The organism is Chitinimonas koreensis (genome assembly GCF_014353015.1).
Taxonomy (GTDB): Bacteria; Pseudomonadota; Gammaproteobacteria; order Burkholderiales; family Chitinimonadaceae; genus Chitinimonas; species Chitinimonas koreensis.
Genome location: NZ_CP060704.1, coordinates 4,978,414 through 5,004,106 on the forward strand (window position 1 = coordinate 4,978,414; position 25,693 = coordinate 5,004,106).

Consider the following 25,693-nt stretch of genomic DNA (forward strand, 5'->3'; position numbering starts at 1 on the left):
CGGTGCCGCGGCCGGCCGGCGGCCTAGCGGGGCGGCGCCAGCCGTAGCCGCAATTCGATCAATTCCGGATCGGCGCAAGGCCCGGCCTCGAAGCCCAGCGATTCGGCCAGCCGCCGCATCGCCAGGTTGCCGGCCAGGGTCTGGCCGAACAGCGTGCCGGTGCCGCGGCCCCTGCAGTATTCGACCAGCCGCGTCAGCAGCGCCCGACCCAGGCCGCGCCGCTTCAGGTCCGAGCGCACCACCACGGCGAATTCCGCCACCAGGTTGTCCGGGTCGCTGACCGCGCGGGCCACGCCCAGCGTCCGGGTCCGGCCGTCGGCATCGCGGCGCACCGCCACGAAGGCCATCTCGCGCTCGTAGTCGATCTGGGTGAAGCGGGCCAGCTGGTCGTGCGCCGGCCGTACCGCGGCGAAGAAACGCGCCCGGATGTCGGCCGGGCTCAACGATTCGAAGAATTCGCGGTGCGCCGGCTCGTCCTCGGGCCGGATCGGCCGCAGCAGCACCGGCTCGCCGTGCCAGTCCAGCCAGCGCTCCTCCTCGGCCGGATAGGGCCGGATCGCCAGGCGGGCGTGGCCAGGGCCGGCGGCCTGGGTCACCACGATGCGCGCGTCGAGCGCCACCGCGCCATCGGCACCGGCCAGCAGCGGGTTGATGTCGAGCTCCATCACGCCGGGCAGTTCGCAGACCAGTTGCGAGACCGCCACCAGCACCCGTTCGATCGCCGCCCGGTCGACCGCGGGCCGGCTGCGGAAGCCGTCGAGCAGGCGGTCGACCCGGGTCCGCCCCATCATTTCGCGGGCCAGCGAGCGGTTCAGCGGCGGCAGGCCGACGGCGCGGTCGCCGATCAGCTCCACCGCCACGCCGCCCTGGCCGAACAGCAGGGTCGGGCCGAACACCGCGTCGCAGCTGGCGCCGACGATCAGCTCGACCGCCCCCTCGCGGCGATGCATCGGCTGCACGGTGAAGCCGTCCAGGCGGGCATGGGGATGGCTCGCCGCCAGCCTGGCCCGCATGGCGGCGGCGGCCTCGGCGGCGGCTGCCGGGGTCGGCAGGTCGAGGATCACGCCGCCGACGTCGGACTTGTGGCTGAGATCGGGCGAGCGGATCTTCAGCGCCAGCGGCGGCGCGAAACCGGCCGCGGCCTGCGCCACCTGCTCCGGGGTGGCGGCCTGGCGCGTCGGCACCACCGCGATGCCGTAGGCGGCCAGTACCGCCTTGGCCTCGGCCTCGTCCAGCATGCTGCGGCCGTCGGCCAGCGCCGCGGCGATCACCGCCTGCGCGGCGGCCCGGTCCGGCGCCGTTTCGCCGCCGACCGGCGGCGTCTCCAGCAGCAGGGCCTGGTTGCGCTGGTAGGCGAGCCGCTGCAGGAAGGCCCGCACCGCCTGCTCCGGCGTGTCGTAGGTCGGCACCCCGGCGGCGCGGCAGCGCGCCCGCGCCGCCCGCACCGCGCCGCCCGCACCGCGTCGCCGCCGAGCCAGCAGGCCAGCACCGGCTTGGCGCGGCGGCGAGCGCCGGCACCACGGCCCGGGCGATCTCGTCGCTGTCGACGATGGCGGTCGGGGCGTGGATGAACAGGACGGCGTCGCAGCCCGGGTCCGCCAGCAGGACGTCCAGCGCGGCCAGGTAGCGCGGCACCGGCGCGTCGCCGACCAGGTCGACCGGGTTGCCGTGCGACCAGGCCGCCGGCAGCGCGGCGTCGAGCCGGAGCAGGCTCCGGGCCGCCAGCGCGGCCAGCCTGCCGCCGCCGAGCTCGAGCGCGTCGGCCGCCAGCACGCCGGCGCCGCCGCCGTTGGTCAGCACCGCCAGCCGCTCGCCGGCCAGCGGCTTGCAGCGCGCCAGCGTCTCGGCCGCGTCGAACAGTTCCTCGGTGGTGTGCACGCGCAGCATGCCGGCGCGCCGGATGGCCGCGTCGTAGACCGCGTCGGCGCCCGCCAGCGCGCCGGTATGGGAATGCGCGGCACGGGCGCCCGATTCGCCGCGGCCGGCCTTGACCAGCAGGACCGGCTTGCTGCGGGCGGCGGCGCGCGCCGCCGACATGAACTTGCGGGCATCGCGCACCGCTTCGGCGTAGAGCAGGATGGCGCCGGTGTCCGGATCGGCCGCCAGGTAGTCGAGCAGGTCGCCGAAGTCCACGTCGGCGCAGTCGCCCAGCGAGACGAAATGGGAAAAGCCGATCTGGCGCGAGCGGGCCCAGTCCAGCACCGCGGTGGTCAGCGCGCCCGACTGCGAGACGAAGGCCAGCCGGCCGGCCGGCGCGCCGGCGTGGGCGAAGCTGGCGTTCAGGCCGAGGCCGGGCACCAGCAGCCCGACGCAGTTGGGGCCGAGGATGCGCAGCAGGTGGGGCCGGGCCGCCGCCAGCATGGCCGCGGCCAGGCTGTCGCGCTGCCGCGGCGAGCCGAGCCCGGCGGTCAGCACCACGGCGGCGCGGCAGCCGGCGGCGCCGAGCTCGGCGATCAGGCCCGGCACCGTGGCCGGTGGGGTGCAGATCACCGCCAGGTCGGGCGGCTCGGGCAGGCTGGCGACGTCGCGATGGACCGGCAGGCCGGCCAGTTCGCCGTACTTGGGGTTGACCGGCATGATGCGGCCGGCGAAGCCGCCGGCCTGCAGGTTGGCCAGCACCGTCGCGCCCACGCTGCGCGGCCGCGCCGAGGCGCCGATCACGGCGACCGAGGCGGGACGGAACATCCGGTCGAGATTGCGGATACTCATGGGTGGGGCTCCTGGCGGGATGGCGGACCAGCCCGACCATAGCGCGGCGCCGTGCCGCGTTTCTTGATCTGGCTCAGGCCGAGCGCCACCACAGCGCCGCCGCGCAGCCGGCGACCGTCGCCGCCAGCGGCCCGGCCACGCGCCGGCCGAAGCCGCCGCCGCCGAGAACGAAGGCGATCGCCAGCTTGGCCGCGGTATTGGCCGCCAGCGCCAGCACCACCGCGGCCAGCACCGCGTCGGCGGACTGCCGGCCCAGTGCGTGCATGCGCAGGCCGGACAGCGTGACGGCATCCACGTCGGTGGTGCCCGAGATCAGGGCGGCCAGGTAGAGCCCGCCCTGGCCGGCGCGGTCGGTCAGCCAGGCCACCGCCAGCAGGACCGCGCCGTAGAACGCCGCGAAGCCGAGCGCGGCCGGCAGCTCAACCGGGTTGCCCGCGGCGGGGGGATGGACCGGCTCGACCGGCCCGCGCAAGAGCGGCAGGGCCGACAGGAGTCCGGCCAGCGCGCCGCAGCCGAGCACGGCCGCCAGCGGGCCGGCCAGCGCGGGCGCCGTCACCGCGGCGATCAGCGCCAGCCGGAGCGGCACCACCAGGTTGGCCAGCACGGTCACCCGCGCGGCCGGCCGGAGCGGCGCCTCCTTGCGGCCGGCCAGGCGCGCGTACAGCAGCGTGGTCGCGGTGCTCGACACCAGGCCGCCCAAGAGGCCGGCGACACGGGTGCCGGCCTGCTGGCCGAACAGGCGCAGCGCCAGGTAGCCGACCAGCCCGACGCCGGAGATCAGCACCACCAGCAGCCAGGTCCGATACGGGTTGAACGCGGCGTAGGGGCCGTAGTCGCGGTCGGGCAGCAGCGGCAGGACCACCAGGCTGAGCACCGCGAACTGCAGCATCGAGCGCAGCTCTTCCGGCTCCAGCCGGCGCGCCAGCCCGGCCAGCTCGGCCTTGAAATGCAGCAGCAGGGTCACGGTGATGCCGAGCATGGTGGCCAGCTCGAGCTGGCCCAGCCAGCACAGCACGCCCAGCGCATAGCACAGCACCAGCGCGACCTCGGTGGTGGTGCCGGGATCGCCGTCGGCGGCCGGCCGCGCCAGGTAGGCGGCGACGATGGCCAGCGCCGCGCACAGCATGCCGGCCGCCACGATCCAGCTGCTGCCCAGCGCCTGCGCCAGCAGGCCGCAGACCGTGCCCAGCAGCGCGACCAGGGCGAAGGTGCGCAGCCCGGCCAGCGCGGCGGGACTGCGCTCGCGCTCCAGGCCGATCAGCAGGCCCAGGGCCAGGCTGGTGGCGAAGGCGGCCAGGATGTGCGGTTCGGGCGAGGGAAGCGACATGGGCAGGGGCGGCGAACGCGGCGGTTGCGGCAGCGCCGGCGGGCTAGAGTTCCAGCACCACGCGGCCGTCGATATGGCCGGCCTTCATGCGGGCGAAGATGTCGTTGATATGGTCCAGCCGGTCGGTGCTGTAGTGCGCCTGCACCTTGCCCTCGCCGGCGAAGGCCAGCGCCTCCTCCAGGTCCTTGCGGGTGCCGACGATGGAGCCGCGCACGGTCTTGGCGTTGAGCACCACGTCGAAGATCGGCAGGTCGAAGCTGCCCGGCGGCAGGCCGACCAGCGACATGGTGCCGCGCTTGTGCAGCATGGCCAGCGCCTGGGCGAAGGCCGGCCGCGAGACGGCGGTCACCAGGGCACCGTGCACGCCGCGCAGCTCGCGCTGCAGCACCTCGGCCGGATCGGTGGCGCTGGCATTGATCGCGAGGTCGGCGCCCAGCGCGCGCGCCAGCGCCAGCTTGTCCTCGCTGACGTCGACCGCCGCGACGTGGAAGCCCATGGCGCGGGCGTACTGCACCGCCATGTGGCCCAGGCCGCCGATGCCGGAGATCGCCACCCAGTCGCCCGGCTTGCAGTCGAGCACCTTGAGACCCTTGTAGACGGTCACGCCCGCGCACAGCACCGGTGCGGCCGCGGCGAAGCCCAGGCTGGCCGGCAGGTGGCCGACGTAGCCCGGATCGGCCAGCACGTACTCGGCATAGCCGCCGTTGACCGAATAGCCGGTCATCTGCTGGTGGTCGCACAGCGTCTCCCAGCCGGTGATGCAGTGCTCGCAGTGGCCGCAGGCGGTGTGCAGCCAGGGCACGCCGACGCGGTCGCCTTCCTTGAGCGTGGTGACGCCGGCGCCGACGCGGGCCACGTAGCCGGCGCCTTCGTGGCCGGGAATGAAGGGCAAGGCCGGCTTGACCGGCCAGTCGCCGTCGGCCGCGTGCAGATCGGTGTGGCAGACGCCGGAAGCCATCACCTTCACCAGCACCTGGCCGGCCGGTACCTCGGGGACGTCGACCTCCTCGATCGACAAGGGCTTGCCGAACTCGCGGACGACCGCCGCCTTCATTTTTTCGCTCATGGTCCCTGCTCCTGGGAATGCCCGGTCCCGTACCGGTCGCCGTGACGGCCAATCTAGGCTTCCGGGCAGCGCAGGGCTTGATCGAAGTCAAGGATGGGCGCCGGCGGCCGGCGCGGCCCGACCGCCGGGGAAACCCTCGCGGACGCCGCCGCCCGGCTCGACCCACAGCCCTGCTGCTATATTGCGCGCCTCGCTTCCATCGACAACGGGCCCGTACATGGCAACCGCAACCCCCGCCCCCGGACGTCCCGCCGCACTGGCCGGACTGCTGCCCTATATGCGGCCCTACCGCGCCCGCATCGCGCTGGCGCTGCTGTTCCTGCTGCTGGCCGCCGCGGCGACGCTGGTGCTGCCGGTCGCGCTGCGCGGCCTGCTCGACCAGGGGCTGCTGAGCGGCGACGGCGGCAGCCACGGCGAGCGGCTGGTCGCGCTGCGCGGCCACTTCCTCATGCTGTTCGCGGTCACCGTGGCGATGGGCGTGTTCACGGCGGTGCGCTATTTCCTGGTCACCTGGCTCGGCGAGCGCATCACCGCCGACCTGCGCAACGCGCTCTACGGCCACATCCTCAAGCAGAGCCCGGCCTTCTTCGAGACCACCCAGACCGGCGAGGTGCTGAGCCGGCTCACCACCGATACCACGCTGGTGCAGACCGTGATCGGCACCTCGCTGTCGATGGGTCTGCGCAACCTGATCATGGGCGCCGGCGCGCTGGCGATGCTGGTGTGGACCAACCCGCGCATGATGCTGCTGGTGCTGGCCGGCCTCGCCCTGGTGGTCGTCCCCTCGGTCTGGATCGGCCGGCGCGTGCGGCGGCTGTCGCGCGCCAGCCAGGACCGCATCGCCGATTCGAGCGCGATCGCCGGCGAGGTGCTCAACGCGATCGCGGTGGTGCAGAGCTACACCGCCGAGCCGCGCGAAACGCGCCGCTTCGCCGATTCGACCGAGCACGCCTTCCATACCGCCGTGCGGCGCACCGCCTCGCGCTCGGCGCTGGTCGGCTTCATCACCATCGCCACCTCGGCGCTGCTGCTGTGGATGCTGTACCAGGGCGCCCAGGCGGTGATCGGCGGCGGCATGAGCGCCGGCCAGCTCGGCCAGACCGTGGTCTACGTGATCATGCTGGCCGGCGCCTCGGCGGTGCTCAGCGAGGTCTACGGCGACCTCTTGCGCGCGGCCGGCGCGACCGAGCGGCTGGTCGAGCTGCTGCACACCGAGCCCGCCATCGTCTCGCCCTCGCCGGCGGCCCGCGCGCCCGACAGCCACGGCGGTTGCCGCGTGCGGCTCGACGCGGTCGGCTTCGCCTACCCGTCGCGGCCCGGCACGCCGGCGCTGCAGCAGCTGTCGTTCGAGGTCGAGCCCGGCGAGACCGTCGCCCTGGTCGGCCCGAGCGGCGCCGGCAAGACCACCGTGTTCCAGCTGCTGCAGCGCTTCTACGATCCGCAGCAGGGCGCGCTGCTGCTCGACGGCGTGCCGGTACGCGAGCTGCGGCTCGAGGAGCTGCGCGCGCGCATCGGCGTGGTGCCGCAGGAGGCGGTGCTGTTCTCCGGCAGCGTGTTCGACAACATCCGCTACGGCCGGCCCGAGGCCAGCGCGGCCGAGGTCGAGGACGCCGCGCGCGCCGCCTTCGCCCATGACTTCGTCATGGCACTGCCGGACGGCTACCACACCGAGCTTGGCGAGCGCGGCGTACGGCTGAGCGGCGGCCAGCGCCAGCGCATCGCGATCGCCCGCGCCATGCTGAAGAACCCGCCGCTGCTGCTGCTCGACGAGGCCACCAGCGCGCTCGACGCGCAGAGCGAACGCATGGTGCAGGCCGCGCTCGACGCGCTGATGGCCGGCCGCACCACGCTGGTGATCGCCCACCGGCTGGCCACGGTGCAGCATGCCAAACGCATCCTGGTGCTCGATCGCGGCAGGCTGGTCGAGCAGGGCAGCCATGCCGAGCTGGTCGCCGCCGACGGCCTCTACGCCAAGCTGGCCTCGCTGCAGTTCAGCGAGGCCTGAAACGGCGCCGGACCGGCATCGGCCGCATATCGATCAATGCCATAAGCATCGTTAATTTCATGCACTTTAGTCATTTGACACGCCTCGAGCCGGTCACTTAAATTCGCCGATGACATCAGTATTGCGCAGTGCAGCACAGCCTGCGCAAAGGCGATGTCGGGCCCCGGCGATCCACCGCGCCGCGGCCTCACCGCCCTACCCCACGGCGACGCAGGCCCCACGAATCCGCACCAGAACGGAATGCCTCGCGCAGCCCTGCCGCATCCGGCCACTCGCGGTCGGTTGGTTTTCACGACCCCAACCTCATCGAACGACCATGACCGATACGCTCCGACCGGAATCCGTGATCCAGCGCCAGCTCGACGCCTACAACGCGCACGACCTCGACGGCTGGCTGGCCACCTACGCGCCCGACGCGCAACAGTTCGAATACCCGGCCACGCTGCTGGCCGACGGCATCGACGCCATCCGCGAACGCGCGCGCAGCCGCTTCGCCGAACCCAATCTGCATGCCCATCTGCGCCAGCGCACGGTGATGGGCAACATGGTGATCGACTACGAGGACGTGGTGCGCACCTTCCCTGGCGAAGGCCCGGCCGCATCGAGCTGACCGCGATCTACCAGGTGGTCGACGGCAGGATCAAGACCGCCTCCTTCGTGTTCGGCGCCAAGACGCTCGACGCCGCGCGCTGAGCGGCGCGCCGGCCGATCCAATCACCACGACGGAGTCGACAGCGACCACAGACCGAACCTGAACGATCCGCCGCAACGGGCGCCAAGTCCCGCCGGCGGATCGCCTACATCGCAAATCCGTGCTGAATGAACATCCGCATCGATCGCGCAACGGGCGAACGATGCGGCGGCGCCGGCGGGTCCGAACCCGACCGGCGACCGACAACAAGATGCAGGCAGCATCGAGCACACGGGGAGGAAACCCATGGGCAACCACAATGCCGGTGCCGCGCACGCCCTGCGCGCCGCCGATGCCGCGTCGCATGCCGTCGCGGCGCGAGGGCTTGCGTGATGCAAGACCCGCTCGGCCTCATCGCCGCGGCCTGGAACGGCCTGGTCGCGGCCTATCTCGCCGCCTTGCCGGCCACGCTCGAGGATTTCCTCGGCTCGGCCGCGCTGGCCGCCGCCATCCTGCTGTTCGAATGCGCCTGCCTGGGCTGGCCGCGCTCGTCGCTGCGCGCGCTGCTGCGCGGCGACAGCGGCAGCGTGCGCAACGACCTATGGACTTTCCTGCTGCTCGGCCTGGGCCTCGGCTGGCCGCTGAGCCAGCTCGCGCTGCTGGGCCTGCCCGAGGCGGCCCGGCAAGCGCTGCAGCACTGGGCCGCGCTCCAGCCGGCCGACGCCGGCCCGCCGCTGGCGGTCGCGCTGGCCTGGTTCGTCATCTACGACTTCCTGCTCTACTGGCTGCACCGCTGGTCGCACACCGTGCCGGCGCTGTGGGCGCTGCACGCCTACCACCATAGCGCCGGCGAGATGACGGTGCTGACGCGCTTCCGCTTCCATCCGCTCGAAGCCGCGCTCTACACCGTGGCGTTCGCCGCCACGCTGGCCTGGCTGCCGGTGCCCAAGCTCTACCTGCTGGCGCTGATGGGCGCCTCGATCGCCCACACCTGCCTCAAGCATTCGCGGCTGACCGGCGACTGGGGCTGGCTCGGCCGCTACATCCTCGCCTCGCCGGCCTCGCACCACGTCCACCACTCGCGCGACGAAGCGCATTTCGGCAGCAACTACGCCACCACTTTCCAGTTCTGGGACATCTGCTTCGGCAGCCACCGCCAGCCCGACCCGGCCGCGCTGGCCGGCCTGCGGCTGGGCCTGGCCGACGACGACGGCGGCCGGCCGCAGTGGACCGCCCTGCTCGACCACTACCTGCGCTTCCTGCGCGGCCTGCTGCCGCGCCCGCGGCGGCGCCAGCCGTCCTGACGGCGCCCTCAACCCTTCCAGGATCGATCGCATGACCACGAGTCGGCTCTTCAAATACTCGCGCTGGGACGCGCTGAACTTCGCCGTGATCCCGCTGCACCTCGGCTTCTTCGTCTGGCTGGCCTTCGCCTACCGCGAGCTGCCGGCCTGGGCGCTGCTGGCGCTGTTCCCCGTCCTGTTCGCCATCTCGCTGCAGAACGCCGGCGCCAACCACAACCACTTCCACACCCCGTTCTTCCGCTTCCGCTGGCTCAACACGCTGACGCGCATGGGCTTCTCGATGACCGCCTCGCCCAAGACGCCGTACAACATCGGCCACGGCGTGCACCACGCCACCCACCGCTCGTGGAACGAGGCCTCGATCCTCGACATCCTCGGCCTGAACCGGCCGCTGCACGTGCAGCTGCTGGCCTTCGCCCAGTACGTGGTCGAGTCGCTCGGGCTCAAGTACCTGGTGCTGCTCTACCTGCTCAAGCGCCGCACGCCCGAGCAGATCGCCGCCTTCGCCGCGCCCAAGGAGATCGAGGTGGCGACGCGCATCTTCGAGAAGATCAAGGCGCCGCACAAACTGCGCGAGGCCAAGCTCGACCTGGCGGCCTGGATCGGCTTCCGCCTGCTGCTGTGCGCGATCGACTGGCGCTTCTTCCTGTTCTATTTCGTGCCGACCGCCTACGTGATCGACACCGTGCGGCTGGCCGAGAACTTCCTGCAGCACTGGGGCGCCAGCGATCCGTTCGACCCGAAGCGCGACTCGGTCAGCAGCTACGGCCGGCTCTACAACCTGCTGACCTTCAACCTCGGCTACCACCAGGAACACCACTACCGGCCCGGCGCGCACTGGCTCGAACTGCCGCGGCTGCGCCGCGAGCTGCCGGCCGACCGCCGCACCGTGCCGTTCACGCACTACATCAACCTGCCCATCGTCTACCCGGCGTTCTCGGCCCGGCTGGCCGAGCGCGTGCGCCGCGAGGCCGCCGCCCAGGGCGGCCCGGCCTGACTCCCCCGAACGTGACTTCCCGGTAAGCATCGCCATGTCCCTGCCCCACCCGCCCCTGACCACGCTGCTCGACGTCGTGCGCCACCGCGCCTCGGCCGACTCGGGCTACGCCGACGCGCCGGCCTTCAGCTACCTCGACGACGGCGAGCACGTCAGCGGCGCGCTCGACTACGCCGGCCTCGACGCCGCGGCGCGCACGCTGGCCGCCCGGCTGCAGCGCCACACCCGGCCGGGCGACCGCGTGCTGCTGGTCTACCCGCCCTGCCTCGACTACGTGGTGGCCTTCTATGCCTGTGTCTACGCCGGCGTGATCGCGGTACCGACGGTCTCGCCGAGCAATGCGCGCACGCTGCCGCGGCTGCGGCTGATGGCGGCGGACGCGGCGCCGACGCTGGCGCTGACGCGGGCCGAGCTGCTGGCCCGGCTGCCCGCCATGCGCGGCGGCGAGGGCGGCGACGACCCGTTGCTGCGACTGCGCTGGATCGCCAGCGACGACGGCGACGATTCGGCGACGGCGGAGGACTGGACGCCGCCGCCGACCCAAGCCGCCGACATCGTGTTCCTGCAATACACCTCGGGCTCGACCGGCGCGCCCAAGGGCGTGATGGTCAGCCACGCCAACCTGCTGGCCAACGCCGAGCTGAGCCGGCAGGCCTACCGCATCGCCGAGCGCGACGTGTTCGTGTCCTGGCTGCCGCCGCACCACGATTTCGGCCTGATCGGCGCGATCGTGATCCCGGTCTGGGTCGGCGGCCACTGCGTGCAGTTCCCGCCGGCCACCTTCCTGATGCGGCCCTACCGCTGGCTGCGGCTGATCGACCGCTACCGCGCCCGCATCACCGGCGCGCCCAACTTCGCCTACCAGCTGTGCGTGGAACGCGTGTCCGAGGCCGAGAAGGCGGCGCTCGACCTGTCCAGCCTGGCGGTCACCGTCAACGGCGCCGAGCGCATCCGCGCCGGCACGCTGCAGTGCTTCGCCGCCGCCTTCGCTGGCTGCGGTCTGGCGCCGCACAGCATGACGCCCTCCTACGGCATGGCCGAAAGCGTGCTGATGGCCTCGGCCAACCTGGCCACGCCGGCCGGCGCCACGCCGCGCACGCGCCGGCTCGACGCCGCCGCGCTGGCCGAGGGCCGCGCCGAGCCGGCCGAGGGCGAAACCGGCGCCGAGGTGGTGCTGACCGGCGCGGCCTGCACCGTCGACCACCGCGTCGCCATCGTCGACCCGGCCAGCGGCGCCGAGCTGGCCGCGGGCCGCGTCGGCGAGATCTGGCTGCAGGGCGCCTCGGTGGCGCAGGGCTACTGGGGCCGGCCGGAGGAGAGCGAGCAGACCTTCCGCGCCGTGCTGGCCGGCCGCGACGGCCGCTGGCTGCGCACCGGCGACCTCGGTTTCCTCGACGCCGACGGGCTCTACGTCACCGGCCGCAGCAAGGAAGTGATGATCTTCAACGGCCGCAACGTCTACCCGCAGGACGTCGAGATCGGCATCGAGGCGCTCGATGCGGCCTTCCGCAGCGACGGCTGCGCCGCCTTCGCGGTCGAGGACGGCGAGCACGCCGGCCTGGTGATCGTGCAGGAGCTCGAACGGCGCCGGCAGCCTCGGCTCGACGGCCTGGTCGCCCGCATCCGCGCCGAGTTGGCCGAGCGTCACGAGCTGGCCGACCTGGCCGCCGTGCTGCTGGTGCGCGCCGGCCAGGTGCCGCGCACCTCGAGCGGCAAGATCCAGCGCGGCCGCTGCCGCGAGCTGTTCGCCGCCGGCGCGCTCGAGCCGGTCTGGGCTTGGCGGCGCGCCGACCGGCCGGCCGATGCCGGGCAGGCGCCGCGCAAGCCGGCCACGCCGACCGAACGCACGCTGCTGGCCGCCTGGCAGGCCGCCTTCGGCCGCGACGACCTCTCGGTGCACGACGATTTCTTCCGCCTCGGCGGCCATTCGCTGCTGGCGGTGCAGCTGGTCGGCCGCCTGCGCGAGGCCTTCGGTTTCGAATTGCCGCTGGGCACGCTGTTCGCGGCGCCGACCGTGGCCGGGCTGGCGCAGGCGATCGATGCGGCGCAAGGCGGCGCCATGCCCGCCCTGCCGCCGATCGTCCACGGCGAGCACGGCGCGCGGCTGCCGCTGTGCCATGCCCAGCAGCGCTTCTGGTTCCTCGACCAGTACCAGCCGAACAACCCGTTCTACGCGATCCCGCTGGCGCTGACGCTGGCCGGCGCGGTCGACGCCGCGGCGCTGCAGCGTGCGCTCGACGCGCTGGTGGCGCGCCATGCGCCGCTGCGCACGGTATTCCAGGCCGACGGCGGCCAGCCGCAGCAGGTCGTGCTGCCGAACCTGACCATCCCGCTGCGGGTGGTCGAACTCGGCCAGCTGGCCGACCCCGCCCGCGCCGCCGAGGCCGAGATCGCCGCCGAGGCGCAGCGCGGCTTCGACCTCGCCGCCGGTCCGCTGCTGCGCGCCACGCTGCTGCGGCAGGCCGCCGACCGGCAGGTGCTGCTGCTCACGCTGCACCACATCGTCTACGACGGCGGCTCGACCGGGCCGCTGCTGGACGAGCTGGCCGCGCTCTACGCCGCCGCGCGCGACGGCCGGCCGGCCGGGCTGGCGCCGCTGGCGATCGACTACGCCGACTACGTGCAATGGGAGGCGCAACATCTGCGCGGCGACTGGCTCGACCAGCGGCTGGCCTGGTGGCGCGAGGCGCTGGCCGGCGCGCCGACCCTGCTGGCGCTGCCGACCGACCGGCCGCGCCAGGCCGATCCCGACCAGGCCGGCGCGGCCTGGCCCGACCGGCTGCCGCGCGCGCTGGTCGAGCGGCTGGCGGCGCTGGGCCGCGACCGCGGCGCCACGCTGTTCATGGTGCTGACCGCCGCGATGGCGGCGCTGCTGCACCGGCTCGGCGGCCAGGACGATTTCTGCCTCGGCATCCTGTCGGCCAACCGGCCAGCCGGCACCGAGCGGCTGATCGGCAACTTCGTCAACGTGGTGCCGCTGCGGGCCCGGCTCGGCGGCGCGACCGCCTTCCCCGCGCTGCTGGCCGATACCGCCCGGGGCCTGCTCGAGCACTACGAGCGCCAGTTGCCGTTCGAGCTGATCCTCGAGCATGCCGCGCCACAGCGCGACCGCAGCCATACGCCCTACCTGCAGGTGGTGCTGAACTTCCACAGCGAACTGGCGCAGCCGCCGCAGTGGCAGGACGAACAGGCGCTGCGGGTGGCCGGCCGCCATCCGGCCAGCGTCCGCCATGCCGCCTTCGACCTGAAGCTGGAAATCCACGACGGCGGCGGCGACGGGCGATCCGGCGACGGGCTGGCGCTGAGCTACGAATACGCCACCGCGCTGTTCGATGCCGCGACCATCGAGCGGCTGGCCGGCCACTTCCGTACCCTGCTCGAAGCGATCGCCGCCGATCCGCACGCCACCGTCGGCGCGCTGCCGCTGCTCGACGCCGCCGAACGCTCGCGGATGCTCGACGGCTGGAACGACAACGCGGCCGCGCGGCCGTCGTGCTGCATCCACGAGCTGTTCGAAGCCCAGGCCGCCCGCAGCCCCGAGGCGATCGCCGTGGCCTGCGGCGCGCGGCAGCTGAGCTATGCCGCGCTCAACGCGCGCGCCAACCAGCTCGCCCACCACCTGCGCGGCCTCGGCGTGCGGCCCGACAGCCTGGTCGCGCTGTGCGTCGAGCGCAGCCTCGACCTCGCCGTCGGCATCCTCGGCATCCTCAAGGCCGGCGCCGCCTACGTGCCGCTCGACCCCGACTACCCGGCCCAGCGGCTGGCCTGGATGCTGGCCGATACCGCCGCGCCGGTGCTGCTGACCCAGGCTGCGCTGGCCGAACGCTTGCCGCCGCATCCGCGGACGCTCTGCCTCGATCGCGACTGGGACGAGATCGCCCGGCAATCGACCGATAACCCGGCCTCGCTGACCACGCCGCAGCACCTGGCCTACTGCATCTACACCTCGGGCTCGACCGGCACGCCCAAGGGCGCGATCAATACCCACGCCGGCTTCGTCAACCTGGCGCTCTGGTATGCCGGACATGACGCCGAGCGCGTGCTGCTGGCCAGCTCGCCGAGCTTCGACCTGACCCAGAAGAACCTGCTCGGCACCTGGCTGGCCGGCGGCACCCTGATCGTCCCGCCCGGCGCCACCGCCGATGCCGACGCCTTCCGCCAGGCCCTGGCCGAGCAGCGGCCGACCCGCATCAACTGCGCGCCGTCGGCCTTCCGCGCCTTCGTCGCCGGCCAGCCGCTGCCTGCCTCGCTGCGCAGCGTGATGCTCGGCGGCGAGCCGATCGACGCCGCGCTGGCCGAGCTGCTGGCGTCGAACGACGTCACCCTGGTCAATTCCTACGGCCCGACCGAGTGCGCCGACGTGGCGATCTGCCACGCGCAGCTGCCGTCCGACGGCGCCGTCGCGCCGCCCTTGGGCAAACCGCTGCCCAACGTGCGCATCTACGTGCTCGATGCCGAGCAGAACCCGGTACCGGTCGGCGTGGCCGGCGAGATCCATATCGCCGGCCTGGGCGTCGCCCGCGGCTACCTGAACCGGCCGGGCCTGACCGCCGAACGCTTCGTGCCCGATCCGTTCGGCGCGCCGGGCTCGCGCATGTACCGCACCGGCGACCTCGGCCGCTACCAGGCCGACGGCACGCTGCTGTTCCTCGGCCGCATCGACCACCAGGTCAAGCTGCGCGGCCTGCGCATCGAACTCGGCGAGATCGAGGGCGCGCTGCTGCGCTGCGAACGGGTGCGCGAGGCGGCCGTGCTGCTGCGCGAGGACGGCGGCGAGCCGCAGCTGGTCGGCTATGTCGCCGGCGACGCCACGCCGGCCGAGCTGCGCGCCCACCTGCTGGCCGAGCTGCCGGCCTACATGGTGCCGAGCGCATGGGTGCGGCTCGACGCGCTGCCGCTGAACCCCAACGGCAAGACCGACCGCAAGGCGCTGCCGGCGCCGGACGGCTGCGGCGTCGCGACGGCCGAATACGTCGCAGCCAGCACGCCGACCGAGATCGCGCTCGCGCAGATCTGGGCCGAGGTGCTGCAACGGCCGCGTGTCGGTATCCACGACGACTTCTTCGCGCTCGGCGGTCATTCGCTGCTGGCGATGCAGGTGGTCGCGCGGGTGCGCGCGCAGTTCGCCGGCGTCGCGGCTTCCGCGCCGGTGCGGCTGTTCTTCGAGGCGCCGACCATCGCCCAGCTCGCCGCACGGCTCGACGCCCAGGCAGCGAAACCGGCCGCGCCGGCGATTCCGAAACTGGCACGGCGCAACAGCGTGCCGGTCGCTTGAGAGGCCTACGCATAAGTCGCGATCCAACGCTCCACCGCTTTTAGCCCCCCCCCCACGGGAGAGGGGTTGGCGCAGGTTTTTCATACAGCAGTCCCGCACTCATACCGCAGTCCCCGCATTGGAACCCGCATGGCCCCGCACGACACCGACCAGTTCAGCACCTCGTTCGCCCAGCAAAGGCTGTGGTTCCTCGACCAGTACGAGCCCGGCAGCGCGCTGTACAACATCCCGGCCGCCTGCCGCCTGCGCGGCCCGCTCGATGCCGCGGCGCTCGCATGCGGGCTCGACGCGGTCGTGGCGCGGCACGAGACGCTGCGCACCACCTTCGCCGTCGACGGCGACCAGCCGGTGCAGCGCATCGCCGCGCCCGCGCCGCGCGCCCTGCCGCTGATCGACCTGGCGGGCACAGGCGATGCCGAAGCGCGCATGCGGCAGTACGTGCACGACGAGGCGCAGCGCCCGTTCGACCTGGCCGCCGGCCCGCTGCTGCGCGCCACGCTGCTGCGGCTCGGCGCCGACGACCACGTGCTGCTGCTGACGCTGCACCACATCGTGTCGGACGGCTGGTCGATGGGCGTGCTGCTGGGCGAGCTCGGCGCCGCCTACCGCGCCTTCGCGGCCGGCCGGACGCCGCAGTTCGACGAATTGCCGATCCAGTACGCCGACTTCGCCGAATGGCAGCGCGGCTGGCTGCAAGGCGAAGTGCTGGCCGGGCAGCTCGATCACTGGCGCCGCACGCTGGCCGGCGCGCCACCGCTGCTGGCGCTGCCGACCGACCGGCCGCGGCCGGCCGTGCGCGCGCAGCACGGCGCGGCGGTCCAGTTCGACCTCGGTCCGGCCCTGAGCGAACGCCTGCGCGGGCTCGGCCGCACGCTCGGCGCCACGCCTTTCATGCTGCTGGCCGCCGCCTTCCAGGTGCTGCTGCAGCGCTACAGCGGCCAGCGCGACCTGTGCATCGGCTACCCGGTGGCCGGCCGCGGCCAGGCCGAGCTCGAAGGATTGATCGGCTTCTTCGTCAACACCCTGGTGCTGCGCAGCCAGATCGACCCGGCCCGGCCGTTCGCCGCGCTGCTGGCCCAGGTGCGCACGGCGCTGCTCGAGGCCGACGCCCACCAGGACCTGCCGTTCGAGAAGCTGGTCGAAGAGCTGCGGCCCGAGCGCACGCTGAACCACTCGCCGCTGTTCCAGGTGCTGTTCGCCTTCTACGACGCCGACCAGGCCGCCGCGCTCGACCTGCCCGGCCTCGCCGCCGAAGTGCTGCCCAAGCCCTGTCATGGCGCCAAGTTCGACCTGTCGCTGGAGATGACGGTACGCGGCGGCAGCCTGTGCGGCGCCTTCGAATACGCCACCGCGCTGTTCGATGCCGCGACCGTCGAGCGGCTGGCCGGCCACTTCCGTACCCTGCTCGAAGCGATCGCCGCCGATCCGCACGCCACCGTCGGCGCGCTGCCGCTGCTCGACGCCGCCGAACGCACGCGGATGCTCGACGGCTGGAACGACAACGCCGCCGCGCGGCCGTCGTGCTGCATCCACGAGCTGTTCGAAGCCCAGGCCGCCCGCAGCCCCGAGGCGATCGCCGTGGCCTGCGGCGCGCAGCAGCTGAGCTATGCCGCGCTCAACACACGCGCCAACCAGCTCGCCCACCACCTGCGTGGCCTCGGCGTGCGGCCCGACAGCCTGGTCGCGCTGTGCGTCGAGCGCAGCCTCGACCTGGCCGTCGGCATCCTCGGCATCCTCAAGGCCGGCGCCGCCTACGTGCCGCTCGACCCCGACTACCCGGCCCAGCGGCTGGCCTGGATGCTGGCCGACACCGCCGCGCCGGTGCTGCTGACCCAGGTCGCGCTGGCCGAGCAGTTGCCGGCCCATCCACAGACGCTCTGTCTCGATCGCGATTGGCCGGTCATCGCCCAGCGATCGGCCGACAACCCGGTCTCGCTGACCACGCCGCAGCACCTGGCCTACTGCATCTACACCTCGGGCTCGACCGGCACGCCCAAGGGCGCGATCAATACCCACGCCGGCTTCGTCAACCTGGCGCTCTGGTACGCCGAAAACGATGCCGAGCGCGTGCTGCTGGCCAGCTCGCCGAGCTTCGACCTGACCCAGAAGAACCTGCTCGGCACCTGGCTGGCCGGCGGCACCCTGATCGTCCCGCCGGGCGCCACCGCCGATGCCGACGCCTTCCGCCAGGCGCTGGCCGAGCAGCGGCCGACCCGCATCAACTGCGCGCCGTCGGCCTTCCGCGCCTTCGTCGCCGGCCAGCCGCTGCCGGCCTCGCTGCGCAGCGTGATGCTCGGCGGCGAGCCGATCGACGCCGCGCTGGCCGAGCTGCTGGCGTCGAACGACGTCACCCTGGTCAATTCCTACGGCCCGACCGAGTGCGCCGACGTGGCGATCTGCCACGTGCAGCCGCCGTCCGACGGCGCCGTCGCACCGCCCTTGGGCCGGCCGCTGCCCAACGTGCGCATCTACGTGCTCGATGCCGAGCAGAACCCGGTACCGGTCGGCGTGGCCGGCGAGATCCATATCGCCGGCCTGGGCGTCGCCCGCGGCTACCTGAACCGGCCGGGCCTGACCGCCGAACGCTTCGTGCCCGATCCGTTCGGCGCGCCGGGCTCGCGCATGTACCGCACCGGCGACCTCGGCCGCTACCAGGCCGACGGCACGCTGCTGTTCCTCGGCCGCATCGACCACCAGGTCAAGCTGCGCGGCCTGCGCATCGAACTCGGCGAGATCGAGGGCGCGCTGCTGCGCTGCGAACGGGTGCGCGAGGCGGCCGTGCTGCTGCGCGAGGACGGCGGCGAGCCGCAGCTGGTCGGCTACGTCGCCGGCGACGCCACGCCGGCCGAGCTGCGCGCCCACCTGCTGGCCGAGCTGCCGGCCTACATGGTGCCGACGGCCTGGGTGACGCTCGACGCGCTGCCGCTGAACCCCAACGGCAAGACCGACCGCAAGGCGCTGCCGGCGCCGGACGGCTGCGGCGTCGCGGCGGCCGAATACGTCGCAGCCAGCACACCGACCGAGATCGCGCTCGCGCAGATCTGGGCCGAGGTGCTGCAACGGCCGCGCGTCGGCATTCACGACGACTTCTTCGCGCTCGGCGGCCATTCGCTGCTGGCCACCCAGGTGGTCTCGCGCATCCGCCGCGAGCTGACGGTCGAGCTGCCGCTCCGCCTGCTGTTCGAGGCGCCCACCATCGCCCAACTGGCCGGCCGGCTCGGCCATGCCGCGGCCGACGCCGCGATTCCGGCCGGACCCGCCGGCCCGGGCCGCAAGGCCGCCTCCTTCGCCCAGGAGCGGCTGTGCTTCCTCGACCAGCTCGAGCCGGGCAGCGCCGCCTACAACATCCCGATCGCGCTGCGGCTCGACGGCGCGCTGCACGTCGAGGCGCTGGCCCGCAGCATCGCCGAGGTGATCGAACGCCACGGGGCGCTGCGGACCACCTTCGAGCACGACGCCGACGGCCGCGCGGTCGCCGTCGTGCATGCCGCGCCGCTGAGCCGGCTGGTGGTCGAAGCGGTCGATTCCGAAGCCGCCGCGCTGGCCCTGGCCGAGCGCGAGGCGATGACGCCGTTCGACCTGGCCGCCGGTCCGCTGCTGCGCGCCCGCCTGCTGCGGCTGGCCGACGACCGTCACCTGCTACTGCTCACGCTGCACCACATCGTCGGCGACGCCTGGTCGATCGGCGTGCTGGTGCGCGAGGTGATGGCGCTGTATGGCGCCTTCGCGGCCAATCACCCAAGCCCGCTGGCGCCGCTGCCGATCCAGTACGCCGACTACGCCGCCTGGCAGCGCCGGCACCTGGCCGGCGACACGCTGGCCGCCCAGACCGCCTTCTGGACCGCGCACCTGGCCGGCGCACCGGCCGTGCTCGAACTGCCGACCGACCGGCCGCGTCCGGCGGTGCAGACCTTCCGCGGCATGGCCTTCACGCGCGAACTCGGCGCCGACCTCTCGGCCCGCGTCGACGCGCTGAGCCGCCAGCTCGGCGCCACGCCCTTCATGACCCTGCTGGCCGCCTTCGGCCTCTTGCTCGGCCGCCATGCCAACCAGCGCGACCTGGTGATCGGCAGCCCGATCGCCAACCGCACCCGCGCCGAGACCGAGCCGCTGATCGGCTTCTTCATCAATACGCTGGCGCTGCGCACCGACCTCTCCGGCGCGCCGAGCTTCGCCGAACTGGTCGCCCGCACCAAGGCCACCACGCTGGCCGCCTACGCCCACCAGGACCTGCCGTTCGAGAAGGTGGTCGAGGCGCTGAACCTGCCGCGCGACCTGAGCCGCTCGCCGCTGTTCCAGGCCATGTTCTCGCTGCAGAACACCGATCTGCCGGACTTCGAACTGGCTGGCCTGACCGCCGGCCTGGTGCCGCTCGAAGCCGCGATCGCCAAGTTCGACCTGATGCTGGTGCTGCTGCCGACCGCCGCCGGCTACCGCGCGCGCTGGGAATTCAATACCGACCTCTACGACGCGGCGACCATCGTGCGCATGGCCGGCCAGTTCGAGACGCTGCTGGCGGCCGCCTGCGCGGCGCCCGCGACGGCCGCCGACCGCCTGCCGCTGCTCGACGCGGCTGCGCGGCGCGAGATCGTCGAACACTGGAACGCCACCGCCATGCCCTACCGGCCGCTGCTGGCGCACGAACTGTTCGGCGAGACCGTGCAGCGCATGCCCACGGCGCTGGCCGCGCTCGATGGCGAGGCCGCGCTGAGCTACGCCGAGCTCGACCGCCGCGCGAACCAGTTCGCCCACTACCTGCGCCGCTTCGGCGTGACGCCGCACTCGCTGGTCGGCCTGTGCCTGCAGCGCTCGCTCGACGTGGCGGTGGCGGTGCTCGGCGTGCTCAAGGCCGGCGCCGCCTGCGTGCCGATGGACCCGGCCTACCCGGCCGAGCGGCTGCGCTTCATGGCGCGCGACGCGCGCGCGCCGGTGATCGTCACCCACCGCGCGCTGCGCGAGCGGGTCGGCGACTGCGACGCCCACTTCATCTGCATGGACGACTGCGCCGAGGCCTGGAGCGAAAGCAGCGAGGCGCCCGTGCTGGCCCGGCCGCTCGGGCTCGAAGCGCTGTGCTACGTGATCTACACCTCGGGTTCGACCGGCCAGCCCAAGGGCGTGGCGCTGCCGCACCGCATGCTGAGCAACCTGGTGCAATGGCAGTTGACCGAGTCGGCGCTGCCACTCGGGGCGCGCACGCTGCAGTTCTCGCCGCTGAGCTTCGACGTGAGCTTCGACGAGCTGTTCTCGACCTGGGCCGCCGGCGGCACGCTGGTGATGGTGAGCGAGGAGACAAGGCGGGACCCGGTGCAACTGCTCGACCTGGTGCAGCGCGAGCGCGTCGCCCGGCTGTTCATCCCCTTCGTCGCGCTGCAGGGCATCGCCGACGCCGCCGCCGAGCTGGACGCCCTGCCCTCGCTGCGCGAGATCGTCTGCGGCGGCGAGCAATTGCAGATCACCGACGAGGTGGTGGCGCTGTACCGCAAGCTGCCCGGTGCGCTGCTGCACAACCAGTACGGCCCGACCGAGAGCCATTTCGTCACCGGCTACCGGCTCGACGGCGAGCCCGGCGACTGGCCGCGGCTGCCGCCGATCGGCAAGCCGATGTTCAACACCCGGATGTACGTGCTCGACCGCCACTTCGAGCCGGTGCCGGTCGGCGTGCGCGGCGACCTCTACATCGCCGGCGACAACCTGGCGCGCGTCTACTGGCAGCGCGCCGACCTGACCGCCGACCGCTTCGTGCCCGATCCCTTCTGCGGCAATCAAACCGGCTGTGCGCCGGGCAGCCGCATGTACAAGACCGGCGACGTGGCGCGCTACCTGCCGGGCGGCGACATCGAGTTCCTCGGCCGCGCCGACCACCAGGTGAAGATCCGCGGCTTCCGCATCGAGCTGGCCGAAGTCGAGCAGGCGCTGGTGACCGTCGACGCGGTCGCCGCCGCCTCGGCCACCGTGCGCGAGGACCAGCGCGGACTGAAGAAGCTGTTCGGCTACGTGGTGGCCAAGCCCGGCGCCGCGCTCGATCCGCGCGCGGTGCGCGAATCGCTGGCGCAGCGGCTGCCCGACTACATGGTGCCGAGCGCGGTGGTGGTGCTGCCCACGCTGCCGCAGACGCCGAGCGGCAAGGTCGACCGCAAGGCGCTGCCGCTGCTGGAAGAAGCCGACCTCGGCATCGACTACGTCGCACCGACCGGCGCGACCGAGGCGGCACTGGCACGGATCTGGGCCGAGGTGCTGAACCTGGCGCGCGTCGGCATCCACGACGATTTCTTCGAACTCGGCGGCCACTCGCTGCTGGCCACCCAGGTGGTCTCGCGCATCCGCCGCGAGCTGGCGGTCGAGCTGCCGCTGCGCCTGCTGTTCGAGGCGCCCACCATCGCCCAACTGGCCGGCCGGCTCGGCCATGCTGCGGCCGACGCCGCGATTCCGGCCGGACCCGCCGGCCCGGGCCGCAAGGCCGCCTCCTTCGCCCAGGAGCGGCTGTGCTTCCTCGACCAGCTCGAGCCGGGCAGCGCCGCCTACAACATCCCGATCGCGCTGCGGCTCGACGGCGCGCTGCACGTCGAGGCGCTGGCGCGCAGCATCGCCGAGGTGATCGAACGCCACGAGGCGCTGCGGACCACCTTCGAGCACGACGCCGACGGCCGCGCGGTCGCCGTGGTGCATGCCGCGCCGCTGAGCCGGCTGGTGGTCGAAGCGGTCGATTCCGACGCCGCCGCATTGGCCCTGGCCGAGCGCGAGGCGATGACGCCGTTCGACCTGGCCGCCGGTCCGCTGTTGCGCGCCCGCCTGCTGCGGCTGGCCGACGACCGTCACATATTGCTACTCACGCTGCACCACATCGTCGGCGACGCCTGGTCGATCGGCGTGCTGGTGCGCGAGGTGATGGCGCTGTATGGCGCCTTCGCGGCCAATCACCCGAGCCCGCTGGCGCCGCTGCCGATCCAGTACGCCGACTACGCCGCCTGGCAGCGCCGGCACCTGGCCGGCGACACGCTGGCCGCCCAGACCGCCTTCTGGACCGCGCACCTGGCCGGCGCACCGGCCGTGCTCGAACTGCCGACCGACCGGCCGCGTCCGGCGGTGCAGACCTTCCGCGGCATGGCCTTCACGCGCGAACTCGGCGCCGACCTCTCGGCCCGCGTCGATGCGCTGAGCCGCCAGCTCGGCGCCACGCCCTTCATGACCCTGCTGGCCGCCTTCGGCCTCTTGCTCGGCCGCCATGCCAACCAGCGCGACCTGGTGATCGGCAGCCCGATCGCCAACCGCACCCGCGCCGAAACCGAGCCGCTGATCGGCTTCTTCATCAATACGCTGGCGCTGCGCACCGACCTCTCCGGCGCGCCGAGCTTCGCCGAACTGGTCGCCCGCACCAAGGCCACCACGCTGGCCGCCTACGCCCACCAGGATCTGCCGTTCGAGAAGGTGGTCGAGGCGCTGAACCTGCCGCGCGACCTGAGCCGCTCGCCGCTGTTCCAGGCCATGTTCACGCTGCAGAATGCCGAGCTGCCAGAGTTCGAACTGGCCGGCCTGGCCGCCCGGCCGCTGCACCTGGAAGCCGCCAGCGCCAAGTTCGAACTGTCGCTGGAGATGACGCCGGCGCGCGGCGGCTACGCAGCGCGCTGGGAGTTCAACGCCGACCTGTTCGAGCGCGCCACGGTCGAGCGCATGGCGCAGCAGTTCGAAACGCTGCTCGGCACGGCGACCGAAGCGGCCGACCGCTGCATCGACACGCTGCCGCTGCTCGACGCGGCTGCGCTGCGGCAGCTGCTGGTCGACTGGAACGACAGCGCGCAGCCCTTCGATACGCAGGCCTGCGTGCACACGCTGTTCGAGGCGCAGGCGTGCCGCACGCCCGAGGCGATCGCGCTGGTCTGCGGCGCGGAAACGCTGAGCTACCACGAGCTCGACGCGCGCGCCGACGCCATCGCCGCCCGGCTGCGCGCGCACGGCGCCGGGCCCGAGGTGTGCGTCGGCGTCTGCCTCGAACGCTCGGCCGAGCTGGTCGCGGCGCTGCTCGGCACGCTCAAGGCCGGCGCCGCCTACGTGCCGATGGACCCGGCCTACCCGGCCGAACGGCTGCGCTACATGCTGCGCGACGCGGCCTGCGCGGTAGTGCTGGCGCAGCGAAGCAGCGCAGCGCTGTTCGACGGCGAGGCCGTGCCGCTGCTGCTGCTCGACGCGCCGGACGACCATCCCGTCGCCGCCGCCGCCGCCGCCGCCGCCGCCGCCGCGCGGCCGGCCTGCGCCGACCACACCGCCTACGTGATCTACACCTCCGGCTCGACCGGCCGCCCCAAGGGCGTGCAGGTCGGCCACCGCGCGGTGGTCAACTTCCTCGCCGCGATGGCCGCGCGGCCCGGCCTCTCCGCCGCCGACACGCTGCTGGCGGTCACCTCGGTGTCGTTCGACATCGCCGCGCTCGAGCTCTACCTGCCGCTGGCGGTCGGCGGCCGCATCGTGCTGGCCGACCGCGCCGAGGCGGCCGACGGCCGGCGCCTGCTCGAACTGGCGCAGGCGCACGGCGCCACGGTCATGCAAGCCACGCCGTCGACCTTCTGGCTGATGCTGGCGGCCGGCTGGCCCGCCGCGCTGAAGCTGCGCGCGCTGTGCGGCGGCGAGGCGCTGCCCGCCGCGCTGCTGCAGGCATTGCGGCCGCGGGTCGGCGAACTCTGGAACATGTACGGCCCGACCGAGACCACGATCTGGTCGACCTGCCGCCGCGTCGACGGCGACGAGGCGCCGATCGGCCGGCCGATCGCCAACACCGTGCTGCGCGTGCTCGATCCGCACGGCCAGCCCTGCCCGATCGGCGTGGCCGGCGAGCTGCACATCGGCGGCGCGGGCCTGGCGCGCGGCTACCTGGGCCGGCCCGGCCTGAGCGCCGAGCGCTTCGTGCCCGATCCGTGGGGCGAGCCCGGCAGCCGGCTCTACCGCACCGGCGACGCGGTGCGCTGGCTGGCCGGCGGCGAACTGGCCTATCTCGGCCGGCTCGACCAGCAGGTCAAGCTGCGCGGCTTCCGCATCGAGCTCGGCGAGATCGAGAGCCGACTGACCGAGCATCCGCGCGTGCGCCAGGCGGTCGTCGCCCTACGCGACGACCGCCTGGCCGCCTACCTGGTCTGCGACGGCGAGGCGCCGGCGGCGGCCGAGCTGCGCGAACTGCTGGGCCGCACGCTGCCCGAGCACATGATCCCGACCGCATTCAGCGCGCTCGACCACCTGCCGCTGACACCGAACGGCAAGGTCGACCGCAAGGCGCTGCCGGCGCCGGACACCGCCGCCGTGGCCGCGCCGGCCTGGCGCGCGCCCGAGGGCGAAACCGAACGGGCCATCGCCGCGCTGTGGCAGCAGTTGCTCGGCCTGCCGCGCGTCGGCCGCGACGACGACTTCTTCGCGCTCGGCGGCCATTCGCTGCTGGCCGCACAGATGGTCGAGCGGCTGCGGCGCGAAAACGGACTGAGGCTGGCGCTGCGCGACCTGTTCGAGGCGCGCTCGCTGGCCGCGCTGGCCGCCCGCGCCACGGCGGCCGGCGGCGCGTCGCGCCATGCCGTCACGCTGCGCCACGGCGCGGCGCCGCCGCTGTTCCTGCTGCATCCGGTCGGCGGCGGCGTCGGCCCCTACCTGGCGCTGGCGCAGGCGCTGCCCGAGTCGCTCGGCGTGGTCGCCTTCCAGGCGGCCGGGCTCGACGGCGAGGCCGCGCCGCACGAGGCCGTCGCCGCGATGGCGGCCGCCTACCTCGGCGAGCTGCTGCAACTGCAGCCGGACGGCCCGGTGCGGCTGGCCGGCTGGTCGATGGGCGGCGTGGTCGCCTTCGAGCTGGCGCGGCAGCTCGAAGCACGCGGCCGTTCCGTCGAATGGGTGGCGCTGCTCGATGCGCCCTCGCCGGCCGAGCTGGCGGCCGAGCCGGCGCCGCAGTGGCCGCTCGGCGAATACCTGGCCGACCTGGCGCTGACCGGCGGCCAGCCGCTGCCGCTCGACGCCGGCCGGATCGAACGCCTGCTGGCCGAGCCGCAGCGCGATGCGCACGCCATCGCCGCCGCCCGCGCCGCCGGCCTGATCCCCGAAACGATGAGCGATGCGCTGCTGCGGCAGCGGCTGGCGGTGTTCGCCGCCCATCGGCAGGCGATGCGCGACTACCGGCCCGCCGCCGCGATCGACGCGCCGCTGGCCTTGCTGCGCGCGGCCGACGCACCGGCCGGTGCCCGCGCGGCCTGCGACTGGGCCGGCTGGAGCCGCGGCGGCCTGACCGTGACCGAGGTGCCCGGCGACCACTACGGCATGTTGCTGGCCGCCGGCGCCGCGCTGCACCGCCTGCTCGACGGCGCGGCCGAACACCGGAACAAGACCTTGGAACAAGCCTGAACACGTACTGGAGG

Annotated in this window: 9 protein-coding genes and 1 pseudogene; 6 read left to right on the forward strand and 4 right to left on the reverse strand. The window is 73.4% G+C overall.

Annotation, left to right across the window (positions count from 1 at the left end; all coding sequences use genetic code 11):
* Positions 1–23 precede the first annotated feature (23 nt).
* The 4 genes and pseudogenes from H9L41_RS25225 to adhP all read right to left on the reverse strand — a co-directional run bounded on the left by H9L41_RS25225 (position 24) and on the right by adhP (position 5,102).
* The gene (locus H9L41_RS25225; protein WP_265583862.1) at positions 24–1,409 is read right to left on the reverse strand and encodes a bifunctional acetate--CoA ligase family protein/GNAT family N-acetyltransferase; all 1,386 of its coding nucleotides are present in this window, start codon (positions 1,407–1,409) and stop codon (positions 24–26) included.
* 487 nt (positions 1,410–1,896) lie between these two features.
* Positions 1,897–2,709 (reverse strand): annotated as a pseudogene (locus H9L41_RS25230) (CoA-binding protein); the annotation flags it as partial.
* Between the two features lie 73 nt (positions 2,710–2,782).
* Positions 2,783–4,036: an MgtC/SapB family protein gene (locus tag H9L41_RS21065; RefSeq protein ID WP_034607922.1), complete on the reverse strand. Its 1,254-nt coding sequence runs from the start codon at positions 4,034–4,036 to the stop codon at positions 2,783–2,785.
* A 43-nt stretch (positions 4,037–4,079) separates the two neighbouring features.
* The gene (gene adhP, locus H9L41_RS21070; protein ID WP_028447638.1) at positions 4,080–5,102 is read right to left on the reverse strand and encodes an alcohol dehydrogenase AdhP; all 1,023 of its coding nucleotides are present in this window, start codon (positions 5,100–5,102) and stop codon (positions 4,080–4,082) included.
* Positions 5,103–5,319: 217 nt separating this feature from the next.
* Between adhP and H9L41_RS21075 the strand changes: the two genes are divergently transcribed.
* From H9L41_RS21075 to H9L41_RS21100, 6 genes are all read left to right on the forward strand, one after another.
* Positions 5,320–7,107: an ABC transporter transmembrane domain-containing protein gene (locus H9L41_RS21075; protein ID WP_028447639.1), complete on the forward strand. Its 1,788-nt coding sequence runs from the start codon at positions 5,320–5,322 to the stop codon at positions 7,105–7,107.
* 316 nt (positions 7,108–7,423) lie between these two features.
* Positions 7,424–7,717: a nuclear transport factor 2 family protein gene (locus H9L41_RS21080; RefSeq protein WP_265583863.1), complete on the forward strand. Its 294-nt coding sequence runs from the start codon at positions 7,424–7,426 to the stop codon at positions 7,715–7,717.
* 413 nt (positions 7,718–8,130) lie between these two features.
* The gene (locus H9L41_RS21085; RefSeq protein ID WP_028447641.1) at positions 8,131–9,042 is read left to right on the forward strand and encodes a sterol desaturase family protein; all 912 of its coding nucleotides are present in this window, start codon (positions 8,131–8,133) and stop codon (positions 9,040–9,042) included.
* Between the two features lie 31 nt (positions 9,043–9,073).
* Positions 9,074–10,039: a fatty acid desaturase family protein gene (locus tag H9L41_RS21090; RefSeq protein ID WP_028447642.1), complete on the forward strand. Its 966-nt coding sequence runs from the start codon at positions 9,074–9,076 to the stop codon at positions 10,037–10,039.
* Between the two features lie 34 nt (positions 10,040–10,073).
* Positions 10,074–15,314 carry a non-ribosomal peptide synthetase gene (locus H9L41_RS21095; protein WP_187523574.1) on the forward strand — a complete coding sequence of 1,747 codons (5,241 nt, stop codon included), beginning with the start codon at positions 10,074–10,076 and terminating at the stop codon, positions 15,312–15,314.
* Positions 15,315–15,443: 129 nt separating this feature from the next.
* Positions 15,444–25,679, forward strand: coding sequence for a non-ribosomal peptide synthetase (locus H9L41_RS21100; RefSeq protein WP_187523575.1), 10,236 nt, complete (start codon positions 15,444–15,446; stop codon positions 25,677–25,679).
* Positions 25,680–25,693: the final 14 nt, after the last annotated feature.

Excerpts from the sequence above, each read along its gene's own strand:
- H9L41_RS21065 (WP_034607922.1), bottom strand. The coding sequence starts at position 4,036 with ATGTCGCTTCCCTCGCCCGAACCGCACATCCTGGCCGCCTTCGCCACC.
- adhP (WP_028447638.1), bottom strand. The coding sequence starts at position 5,102 with ATGAGCGAAAAAATGAAGGCGGCGGTCGTCCGCGAGTTCGGCAAGCCC.
- H9L41_RS21075 (WP_028447639.1), top strand. The coding sequence starts at position 5,320 with ATGGCAACCGCAACCCCCGCCCCCGGACGTCCCGCCGCACTGGCCGGA.
- H9L41_RS21080 (WP_265583863.1), top strand. The coding sequence starts at position 7,424 with ATGACCGATACGCTCCGACCGGAATCCGTGATCCAGCGCCAGCTCGAC.
- H9L41_RS21085 (WP_028447641.1), top strand. The coding sequence starts at position 8,131 with ATGCAAGACCCGCTCGGCCTCATCGCCGCGGCCTGGAACGGCCTGGTC.
- H9L41_RS21090 (WP_028447642.1), top strand. The coding sequence starts at position 9,074 with ATGACCACGAGTCGGCTCTTCAAATACTCGCGCTGGGACGCGCTGAAC.
- H9L41_RS21095 (WP_187523574.1), top strand. The coding sequence starts at position 10,074 with ATGTCCCTGCCCCACCCGCCCCTGACCACGCTGCTCGACGTCGTGCGC.
- H9L41_RS21100 (WP_187523575.1), top strand. The coding sequence starts at position 15,444 with ATGGCCCCGCACGACACCGACCAGTTCAGCACCTCGTTCGCCCAGCAA.